Source organism: Chryseobacterium sp. DT-167 (genome assembly GCF_058310155.1).
In genome coordinates this window covers 110994-122192 of record NZ_JBZEEQ010000014.1, presented here as the reverse complement: position 1 = coordinate 122192, position 11199 = coordinate 110994, and the positions used below count along the sequence as shown (strand labels likewise).

The window sequence follows — 11199 nt, the reverse complement described above, 5'->3', positions numbered from 1 at the left end:
CATGCCCTTCTAAAGGCTTTTCTGCGCTTACTTACAAACTTCCGTTTTTCAGTGGGGCAAAAGTAGCAATTCATACCATTACAATCCAAACTTATTTAACAGTATGTTTAATTTAAATTAATATGCAATCGTAAGAGATTGAAACCGTGAAGGAAAATTTTAAAATAACTGAGGTAAAAATGTTGGGAAGGGAGAGCGTTGGAGAGAGGGAGAGATGGGGTGTCGGAGGGTTGGAGAGGGTTCAAGCGTGGAAGGTTGGAGGCTTGGGTGAAGAGTTGGTCTGGGGACTTTGGAATGGTAGGTTATAATGAGGAGTGGAGATGCGGGGTTTTTGATTTCTGAGTGATGAGATTGATCGGTGTTAAAGATTATGGCGTTTGTAAGTGCTATTGATATAGTATTGAAAAGTATTACACTTACGGAGGCTTTTGAGGTGGGAGATTTTCTTGAACCATATTTTTAACGAAAAGCTTTACGCTGTAAATATATAAGGTTGTAAATGATGGTGCTATGAACATGCCGCTCCTACGGAGATCAATTTATAATTATTACTTTTTTGCTACACATCATCATGCTCCTACGAAACTCAGAAAGCATTGAGGTAATCATTCTACAAGCTTGCTGTTCTTATGGAGCTGGAGGATCCTGTTGTATTAATATTACAAATTAACATGATTAAGGAGCGTAATTAAAAATGGAAGGGTTAAAGTAATTTGTAATAATTGTACTTTAATTGAAAAACCAGATGATCCGTAAAATGAGATCAGGGAATGTTGGTTTATGCAAAAACAATAATCCGGAGAACCAAAACCCTAGCCCCGATAGAAACGGCATCCTTTTTTGTGGTGGGCGGAGCGAAGCGGAGAACAACACAAAAAAGATACAGTGGAGAGCGGGAAAAAGCTCCTAATTCAGGTTGGAGAGCTGGCAACTTTGTGTCTGAATGTTTGAATATTGAATAAAGCTCCTGTATATAACAATAAACATACCTCTGAAATTTCAGAGATATGTTTATTAATAGTAAGTTTTTTTATATAATTATTTAGTTTCCTGATAAATCATGGCTAAAAATTCTGCGAAAGATTTTTCTAAACCGACAATATCACCAGATTTTAAATGAAGTGTACCATCGTTTTGGCTGCTATTTCCTAAGCGCGCCGAAGTTATCTGATAATACTGATCTGCATTTTTTGTACTCTTTTGAATTTTAATCGTTGAGCCTAAAAGTTTTTTTGTGGAGACCGTATAGATTTCGCTTGAAATCAGAGGCATTTTCAGGTAAGTGCGGGGTGACAATATATAGTCTTTTCTATTGATGCTTATTTTCTGATCTTTAGCAGATGCTGAGAAAAGATACAGATTTCCTTCTTCGTTTGGGAATTTGTCTGGCTTTACGTAATAAAGCTTTAATTTATAATGAGCGACATCAAATTTTTGTACACTACCATCTATGCTTTCAAATGGACTGTGCAGGAATGCATTTGCACCAACTTCTTTTGCCTTTTTATAAATTTTAGAAAAAACGGCTGCATCACCGTTTGAAAAGCCTTGAACTTCAATGTCACCAAGATATTCTGCACCAGTGATTTCTTCTTTTATATGATAAAGAAATTTATCTGTACTATCATTGGTTTTTTCAACCTTAGTCAGATATATATTTTGTGCAAAAATAAATTGCACAGACAGAACAAAGATTGCAGTAATAAGATTTTTCATGTATGATATTATTTGGAAAGAATAGTTACACATTCTTCCAGGCTGTTTTCCCAATGCTTTGGTTCGATTTTATAAACTTCTTCAATTTTGTCGAGGCACATTGTGCTTCTTTTTGGTCTTTTTGCAGGGGTTGGATATTGCTCGGTCGTTAAGGAATTTAACTTTACAGAAGATTTTGAAAATTCTGCGATCTTTTTTGCAAATTCAAACCAAGTGGTTTCCGGATAATTTGAGAAATGGAAAATTCCGAAAGTCTTTTTGGGATTCTCAATGATTTCCATAATAGCTTCTGCAAGGTCATTTGCATTAGTAGGCTGCCCAAACTGATCACCAACAATTCCGAGTTCTTCTTTTTGAGAGAATAAATTCAGCATTGTTTTCACAAAATTTTTATTGAATTCTGAATACAACCAAGATGTTCTGAGAACAATCGTCTGGGGATTTGCCTCCAAAGCCAACTCTTCTCCTGCTCTTTTTGACTCACCATAAACGCCAATCGGATTTGTGAAATCATCTTCGGAATAATCTAAGTTGGTTTCGCCATCAAAAACATAGTCTGTAGAGACATGAATGAAAATGGTTTTATATTCTGAACAGGCAACCGCAAGATTTTCTACACCATAAGCGTTTACCGCAAATGCTTTTTCTTTTTCCTGCTCAGCAAGATCTACTGCGGTATACGCTGAAGCATTAATGCAGAACTCCGGCTTTTGCTCTGAAAAGAATTCTTTAATCTGATCTTCATTGGTGATGTCTAAAGTTTGGGAATCTGTGAATATAAATTCATAATCCAATTCAAAATCGGGAGCCAATTTTCTGAGACAGTTTCCTAACTGACCATTGCTTCCTATTACTGCTATCTTCTTCATTAATTATGAATTTTTTGCGTTTTGCGATCTTAAAAATTTAACTCTTGGCTGAAAATCTTTCTGGTCTAAATCTACAAAGAATTTGTGGAACGTCTCTTTTATATCTTGAGGATGAACTTCTGATTTTCTAGTTTTGATATTGAAATAAATTACTGTTACCCACAAAACAGCATAAACGGTTTTTTCGTCAAGACTCTTCATTAAAATTTCAACTTTAGCCGTTCTGTCCTGTATCTCAATTGTTTTGCTACTGATAACAACCTGCGTATTGTATCTTACTTCTCTCAGATACGCAATCTCATTTTGAATAGCAATCCAAGTGCAGCCTGTTTTTTTGGTATATTCCTCATAAGTAAAACCATAAAATTCTTCTACATGATCTTCTCTTGCATTGAACATATAATCTAAATATTTAACATTATTTAAATGCCCGATCGGATCGCAATCACTGAATCTAATTTTTACCGTGGTTGAAACTTCTTTTTCCATAGCGCAAAAATAAAAAAACCGCCTCTAATAGAGGCGGTAGTTTTTATAAATCTTTATAATATTTATTATTGAAGACCTAATTCTTTTTTTACAGCTGGAGTAGCATCCGGACCTGCCTTGTAAACAAGACCTGTAGAGTTTGCATCCATGATATAATCATAACCGTTTGCTTTAGCAACTTTAGTTACAACATCCATCAATTTTTTCTCGATAGGTTCAAAAAGCAGATCCTGCTTTGCAGTAGCATCTTTTCTCATTTTTTCTTCCATCTGAGCCATCTCTTCCTGAAGCTTCTGCATTTCTTCTCCTCTTGCTTTGTTTTCAGCTTCTGTTTTTGTAGGAGCTTCTTTAGTATAAAGAGCATACTTTGCTTGTGCAGCTTCAGCTTTTTTCTTCATTTCAGCTTGTTTTGCATTTACAAATGTTGTAATCTCTGTATCAGCTTTCTTCTTTTCTGGCATAGCATTAAGAATACCTGCGACATCCAAAGTAGCAATTTTCTGAGCTTTTGCCATACCTACAGACACAACCATCATCGCTGCTGCAAATAATACACTTAATTTTTTCATAACGGGTAATAAATAATTAATTTGTTTTTAGATTTTAAATTTAAGTAAAAGTTAATTCAGAAAAATAACTTTTACTATTTTTTATTAGTTTTTTTTTCTTTTTCTGTTGTTCCTTTTAGTAAAATATCCAATACTTTATCTGTATAGTCATATCTTTTTTCAAGAGAAATCACATTAATATCGTTGCTTTTATCAAGAACTATTCCTAAACCATTTTTCTGTACCATTGTTCTGATTGCAGCATAAATCTGATCCTGAAAAGGCTCTACCAAATTTGCTCTTAACTGATGAATCTCACCTGTTTTTCCGAATCTTAAACTCGTCGTGGTTTTGATGTTTTTATCCAAATCCAAAACTTCCTTTTCTCTCAGTTTTAACTGATCTCCTACCAAAAGAACTTTTTCGTTCTCAAAAGCTGATCTTTTTTTCTCATACTCAGCCTGCATACTTTGCAGCTCCTGCTCCCAAGTATCGATCTGAGAATTTAATCTTGCTTCTGCCTCTTTATACTGTGGCATCATATTTAAAATATAATTTGTATCAACAACGCCAATTTTTTGAGCATTGCCTAAACCGAAAAGCAATAATAATGTAAAAGTGAAAAGTATTTTAAAATTCTTCATACTGTTATAAAGATTGGTTCATTAAGAAGTGAGTCTTCGTTCCTGACGGCTCTGTTCCAAGAATAGTTTTGTCAAATCCGTATGCGAAATCAAACCCAATCAAACCAAATGCTCCCATGTAAACTCTTACCCCCACACCGATTGATCTTTTCAACTGGAAAGGGTTGTATTTGCTCCAAGAGTTCCATACGTTACCTCCTTCAGCAAAAGTAAGGGCATAAATTTTAGCAGTCTGGTTCATTGAAATCGGATATCTTAACTCTAACGTAAATCTGTTATAAATAGTACCTCCCCCTTTTTGAGTAATATCATCAACAGTACCTCCATAAGTAGAAGCGTTTTCGTAACCTCTCAAAGGAATCAATTCTCTACCGTCAAATCTACCTCCGAAAAGACCTGTACCTCCCACATAGAATCTTTCAAATGGTGGTGCTCCCAATTCTTTGTTGTAGCCATCCATGAATCCCATTTCAGCAGAAGATCTTAAAACCAATTTACCCACAACTTCGTTATAAACGTCTGCTTTGAATTTGATTTTGTAGAATTCCATCCACTTATATTTGTCTGTAGGAGCCATTGTAGAATAATCTTTATTACTAAACAATGAATATGGTGGTGTAAATTTACCGGACAATTCGATATTTGAACCCATTGTCGGGAAAATAGGATCAATACCCGCAGAGTTTCTGCTTAAACCTATATTTAAACTTAAGTTATTGGCATTTCCATATAATTCCGTTGTATCTCCAAATTCGAACGGATAGTTGCTGAAGTTATATTTCTGGAACTGAATTCCTGTGTATAATGAGAAATAATCATCCGGCCATTTCAATAATCTGTTTAAACCAACTGTTGCAGAGAAAATATTTAATCTCTGATCCGGGCCGCTTACCTGACTGTAGTTTACTCTTGAATTATTTAAGCTTACAGAAAGTGCAGTTGGTTTAGTTCCAAATAACCATGGCTCAACAAATGAGACACCATAATTCTGGAAATACTGTCCTGCCTGTGCAGTGATAGATAATGTTTGCCCGTCACCCTGAGGAACCGGTCTGAAATCTTTAAATTTAAGGAAGTTCTTCAGTGAGAAATTGTTAAACGTCAACCCTAAAGTTCCGATAAAGCTGTTACCACCGTAACCTGCCTGCAACTGAACCTGAGAAGATCCTTTTTCTACCAATTTCCAGTTGATGTCAACAGTATTATCCTGTTGATTTGGCTGAATATCCTGACCGATCTGTTGAGGATCAAAGAAAGACATCCCTGCTAAATCAAAATATGTTCTTTTTATTTCTGTTTTCTTGAATAATTCTCCCGGCTTTGTTCTTAAAGCTCTTAAAATAACGTGGTCGTGAGTTGTTGTGTTTCCTTCCCAGGTTACTCTGTTCCAAGTTGCCTGTTCACCTTCGTTGATTCTGATTTCAAGATTGATTTTGTCTCCGTCTACAGATTTTTCAACAGGTGTAACGTTTGAGAAAAGATAACCGTTATTCATGTAGATCGACTTGATATCTGAATCGTCTTCTTTACCTCCGTCTTCACCAACTTTCTTGTTGAATCCTACCGCATCATAAATATCGCCTTTTTTATATCCTAAGATTCTTTGCAGATATTCTGTCGAGTAAACAGTATTTCCGGTAAATGTAATATCACCGATATAATATTGTTTTCCTTCGCTCAGCTTTACGTTGATTTCGTAATTATTTTTCTTATTTCTCCATACAGAATCAGAAACGATTTGCGCATCTCTGTATCCCAAAGAGTTATAATAGCTGATAAGACTTTGCTTATCTTCCTGATATTTTTCTTCTACAAATTTAGATGACTTCAAAATACCACCAATTCCGAATCTCTTCTGCTTGGTTTCTTTGAATGCCTTCTTTCTTAATTTTGCATCAGTAACGCTTTGATTTCCTTCAAACTCGATATGGCTGATCTTTACTCTTCTGCCTTTATCGACATTGATTGTCCAGTCAATTAAATTGGGATCACCTGCATTCACTTTATCTTCAATACTGATTTTAGCATCGGCAAAACCTTTTTTCACATAATCCTTCGGAATATTTGTTTTGAGGCTTGAGATAAGATTCTGAGTGATCTTCGTCCCTGGTTTCAGGTTATTATCTTTAGCTAATTTTTCATTTTTAGATTTTCCGATTCCTTTTCCTGTGAATTTTACTTCACCAAGGTCTTTTAAATCTTCAAGATAAAATTTTAAAACTACTGTTTTACCTTCAATACTTTGAATGTATACTTCTACTTCGGAGAAAGACTGTGTGTCCCAAAGTTTTTTGATGGCACCACTGATCTTCTGTCCCGGAATATCTACTTCCTCCCCTTTTGTAAGACCCGTAAATCTTAAAATCTGAGCGGGTGTATATTTTTTTACCCCATCAACAACAATGTCTTTCAGAGTGTAAGTTCCTGTTTGATTTTCCGCAAGAACAGAGGTGGTATTAACCGCTATGCTGTCTTGAGGCGTCACCTGTCCATAAAAATGTGCAGAAGCAGCAAACATAATGATGGGTAATAGTCTAAACTTCATTTTATCTTAATCTTTCTTTTCTTAAATTACTGGATTTGTATCTGTTCGCCTGTAAGGCCATACCTTCTTTCCTTGTTTTGATAATCTACAATACACTGGAAAAAGATATCTTTTGTGAAATCTGGCCACAAAACATTGAGAAATTGCAGCTCTGCATAAGCAATCTGCCAAAGCAGGAAATTGCTTATCCTGGTCTCACCGCTGGTTCTAATCAACAAATCTACAGGTGGAAAATCTTTTGTATAGAGATAATTCTCAAATAGTTTTTCATCAATATTTTCTACATCAACTTTACCTTCCTTCACGTCGGTGCTGATATTTTTAACGGCATTAAGAATTTCGTTCTGCGAACCATAACTGATCGCCAAAACCAAATTTCCTTTTGTGTTTTCTTTGGTAAGCTCAACAACTCTTAGAAGTTGCTCTCTTACTAATGTTGGCAGCTTTTCTAAATTCCCAATCACATGCATTCTCAGCCCTTTACTAAAAATCTCTTCTGCTTCCAAAAGCAAAGTTTCGGTAAGAAGAGACATAAGTGTATTTACTTCATCAGTAGGACGTTTCCAGTTTTCTGAGGAAAATGTATACAGTGTGAGATACGGAATATTTACTTCATTACATGCATTAATTGCATTTCTTACGGCATCAATGGCATTTTTATGACCAAATGTTCTTTCTTCGCCACGAGACTTAGCCCATCTTCCATTACCATCCATAATGATGGCTACATGCTGCGGTAAATTCTCGGAATTTATTTTTTCTTTAATCAACGACATAATTAATTAATCACAATAACATGGTGGTCTTCCAAAAGAATAGGTCAATCCTAAACTAAAGGTATTCATCCAATCTCTTGATTCCAGGTCTCCTATATTTCTGCTGCCGATAAAAGCAGCCTCTCTTTCTTTAGAAACAATAAAATAATCTCCCGTCTGCAAAAGCGATCCGCCGGTAGAAGGATTTAAAATATCTGCATTGTAATTAGACACCACATCTTTAGCAAGTATTTTGCTATGATCCAGCTGATCTGTCAATGCAAGTCTGAATGTAGCTTCTGCAAAAATTGCCCAACCGTGGTTGAATTTATACTTCAGACCAACACCGAAAGGAATGTGAGCTACCGTTTTTCTACCCATTGTATATTCTGTAGTAGTCACAAAATCAAGCTCATCATTTGGAGCTTGCGCCACACCATCAGCATTTCTTCTGAAATCGTGATTTAATGTAGCTTTGGGTGCGTCAAACATCAAACCTCCAATTCCCGCAAAGATATACGGACTTACCATACTGAGTTGCTCGTTGTTGACCGGAAACAAATTGTATTCAAAAACAACACTCGCTTCATATACATTATTTTTCCCGTATGAGTTTCTGTTTCTTCTATATTCTTCCTTTGCAGCTTTATCACTGAACTGAACCTGATTGTAGCCTAGATCTAGTCTTACAGTCTGATGAGGGTTAAAATTAAATCTATATAACAAACCACCATAAAAAGGAACCCCCCAATCTGAAGCTCTGTTTAAATCCAATGGCTGCTGCAAAATGTAATTGGTATTTCCTATATCGCCTACCAAATTACTCATGCCCAGACGAATTCCCAATTCATTTCTTTGTGCATTTACACTTACCATTGTACCTAAGAGGGTAAGAAAGCTAAACAATAATTTTTTATTCATAGAAGAATATGGATTTATGGTTATTTTAAAAATTAATTTTTGCAAATATAAAACATTTTTGTATTAATGATAACCTTAATGTTTCGTTAAAAATAAACAAAAAAACATAATTTATTATAAAGTAAACGACAAACTGGCAAAATTATTCTTTTTTTAACAGAAAGCACCGATCTGACAACAGTAAACCCTCATCATCTGAGGGTTTATCATTATTAACTTTTTTTGTCTAAATAAGCTTTTATAAAATTTCTTATTTTTATAAGAGCAGGCTCTTTGTAATTTTTATCTTCATCAAAGTATCCGTAACCGTATCCGTAGCCATATCCGTAACCGTACCCATATCCATAGCCTTGTTTCACGATATAGTCATTGTAAACAATTCCTAAATGCTTAATTTCGTCATTATGATATTTTTCTGTAATCATTTTAAGCATATACTTTTCTGTATACTCATGACGGACAATATATAAATTGGCATCAGAATATTTCATCAGATCATAAGAATCTGCTACCAATCCTACAGGCGGCGAATCAATAATAATAAAATCGTATCGTGTTTTCAGCTCTTCAATCAATTTTAAGTTTCTTTCGCTCATCAGAAGCTCCGAAGGATTTGGAGGTATAGGTCCTGATGTGGCAACATCAAGATTCGGAATCTTCGTTTTATTAATAATCTGGTCAATATCAACCTCCCCAGTTAAATAATTTGAGATACCGTTTTTATTGTCGATATTAAAATCTCCGAAAATTTTAGGCTTTCTAAGGTCCATCCCAAGCAAGATAGTTTTTTTGTCACTTAAACCTAAAACAGATGCCAAATTGATAGAAACATAGGTTTTACCTTCCCCGCCAACAGAAGAGGTCACCAAGATCACTTTACTTTTGCCGTCTTCGCTTGCCAAAAATCTCATATTGGCTCTTATCCCACGGAAAGCTTCTGATACCGAAGATTTAGGATGTTCCAGAACCGTAAGCATATTTTCGTTTGTATTATTACCGATAACGCCGAGCAATGGTATTTTAGTAACCGTTAAAAGTTCTTTTATATTTCTGATTTTGCTGTCAAGAAGTCCGCCAACTAATATAAAAACAAATGGCAGTGCAAGCAAACCTGCTATAATAGCCATCTTTGTACCTTTAACATTGGGGCCGATCGGACCTTGTCCTAAATTTTTTGCCGGGTCAATCACCGTAATATCCGGCTGATTGGTTGCCAATCTCATTTGACTTTCATTTTGTCTGCTGAGAAGACTGTTGTAAGTGGCCTCAATCATATTATATCCCCGTTCCGCATCCAAATATTTCCTCTGTTTTTCGGGGTAGGTTGACAATTCAGAATTAGCCTGTGCAACCTGCTGATCAATCTTATTAAGCTGATCTGTATAAACCGTATAAATATTTCGTAGCGATCCTGTGGAATTTTGCTTTGCATCATTGATTAATCTGTTGATCTCCTTCATTGGTTCAGAATTCGGAGTGTAAATAGATGCTAACTCTCTTCTTTTAAGGTAAAGTGCTTTCAATTCTGAAACAGAGGCCGAAAATAATCCGTCTTCAAATCCTGCAGCAGAACTGCTGATCATTTTATCAAAATTTTGTGTTTCTACACTATTTCTTATATTATTAAGGGAAGACATTTTACTGAGGATTTCAGCTTTTTTAGCTTCCAGATCCTTTATCTCCTTTAATGATTTTTCGTCACGATTGTCTATATCGTAAAGTTTCTCCGACGTTTTTAAATAATTAAGGACGGAACCGCTGGAATCTAATTTCCTTCTGATACTTGCCAGATTTTCTTTGAGATAATCTGCCGTATTTTTGTCCACTGTATTTTTGTCTAAAAACCTTTTTTTCTGCAGCTCCGTAACAGATTTATTAAGAAAGTTTACCGTACTGTTCAGATTATATCCTGTTTTAGAAATAATCATGATTGTATTGATCTCTTTATCAAAATCTACCCCTACACTTCCAATAATGCTATTTACGGCATCATTTACTGTTGAAAGATTTACAATAATATTTTCAAGTTTAATTTTAGTTGCTGCCGGATTGGGTAACAGTCTGAATCTCAGGTTAGGAGAAGTATACCATTCATTAATCCTAATAATTTTATTCGCAGGTCTTGCAAAACCACTGATTCCCTGAAAACCTTCAAATTCATAAGAATAAAGATTTGTAGACTCCCCTTCTTCAGGTAAAACCACTTCATAAGAGCCACCTCCTTTTGGAATTAGCGTAATTGGATAATTCACCTGCTGCAAATGTTTCCTGTCGATATCTAAAAAGACGGGAGAGTCATCTTTATCAAGGTAAGTTGATTTGATAAAACCTTTAGTCTGATAATTCACGAAGAGATTAAGCTCCTTGACTAGAAACTCGTTATGAGATCTTGACAAAAGCATCTTTTTCAGATAAACCCCATCCTGATTACCGCCTTGCCCCCAAATAAAATTGATCGATTGATTGGGCGTAAAATAACTCGCTGTACTATTTGAGATACTTAAAGATAAATTAGATGAATATACATTCTGTGCATAGTATTTGCCATAAAACCATGAAATCCCATACCCAATAAAGAACATAAACACAAACCAATACCAATTTTTCAAGAGTTTTCTCAAAAAATGTTCAACATCAAATAAAGCAAAAGATCCGAACTTCTCTCTCTGAGTTGCACTCTTATCTACCGCTGCTTCTTTTCCTGGAATCATA

9 protein-coding genes are annotated in these 11199 nt (G+C 35.2%); all 9 read right to left on the bottom strand.

From position 1 onward, the window contains the following. Positions 1–1038: 1038 nt before the first annotated feature. The 9 genes from AC4FQ5_RS17215 to AC4FQ5_RS17175 all read right to left on the bottom strand — a co-directional run bounded on the left by AC4FQ5_RS17215 (position 1039) and on the right by AC4FQ5_RS17175 (position 11198). Positions 1039–1716 carry a hypothetical protein gene (locus tag AC4FQ5_RS17215; protein WP_491145292.1) on the bottom strand — a complete coding sequence of 226 codons (678 nt, stop codon included), beginning with the start codon at positions 1714–1716 and terminating at the stop codon, positions 1039–1041. 8 nt (positions 1717–1724) lie between these two features. After that, complete coding sequence (gene rfbD, locus AC4FQ5_RS17210; protein ID WP_491145290.1) at positions 1725–2585, bottom strand: dTDP-4-dehydrorhamnose reductase; 861 nt, start codon at positions 2583–2585, stop codon at positions 1725–1727. A 3-nt stretch (positions 2586–2588) separates the two neighbouring features. Further along, on the bottom strand, positions 2589–3074 hold the full coding sequence (locus tag AC4FQ5_RS17205) for an acyl-CoA thioesterase (RefSeq protein ID WP_491145289.1): 486 nt from the start codon (positions 3072–3074) through the stop codon (positions 2589–2591). A 65-nt stretch (positions 3075–3139) separates the two neighbouring features. Further along, on the bottom strand, positions 3140–3643 hold the full coding sequence (locus AC4FQ5_RS17200; RefSeq protein WP_491145287.1) for an OmpH/Skp family outer membrane protein: 504 nt from the start codon (positions 3641–3643) through the stop codon (positions 3140–3142). A 74-nt stretch (positions 3644–3717) separates the two neighbouring features. Then, the gene (locus tag AC4FQ5_RS17195; protein WP_491145285.1) at positions 3718–4266 is read right to left on the bottom strand and encodes an OmpH/Skp family outer membrane protein; all 549 of its coding nucleotides are present in this window, start codon (positions 4264–4266) and stop codon (positions 3718–3720) included. 4 nt (positions 4267–4270) lie between these two features. Further along, positions 4271–6811, bottom strand: a complete 2541-nt coding sequence (bamA, locus tag AC4FQ5_RS17190; protein WP_491145284.1) for an outer membrane protein assembly factor BamA — start codon at positions 6809–6811, stop codon at positions 4271–4273. 26 nt (positions 6812–6837) lie between these two features. Next, complete coding sequence (uppS, locus tag AC4FQ5_RS17185) at positions 6838–7587, bottom strand: undecaprenyl pyrophosphate synthase (RefSeq protein WP_491145282.1); 750 nt, start codon at positions 7585–7587, stop codon at positions 6838–6840. A 6-nt stretch (positions 7588–7593) separates the two neighbouring features. After that, positions 7594–8487, bottom strand: coding sequence for a DUF6089 family protein (locus AC4FQ5_RS17180; RefSeq protein WP_491145280.1), 894 nt, complete (start codon positions 8485–8487; stop codon positions 7594–7596). A gap of 212 nt (positions 8488–8699) precedes the next feature. Next, a complete protein-coding gene (locus AC4FQ5_RS17175) occupies positions 8700–11198 on the bottom strand; it encodes an exopolysaccharide transport family protein (protein WP_491145278.1) in 2499 nt (832 codons plus the stop codon). Between the last annotated feature and the right edge of the window lies 1 nt (position 11199).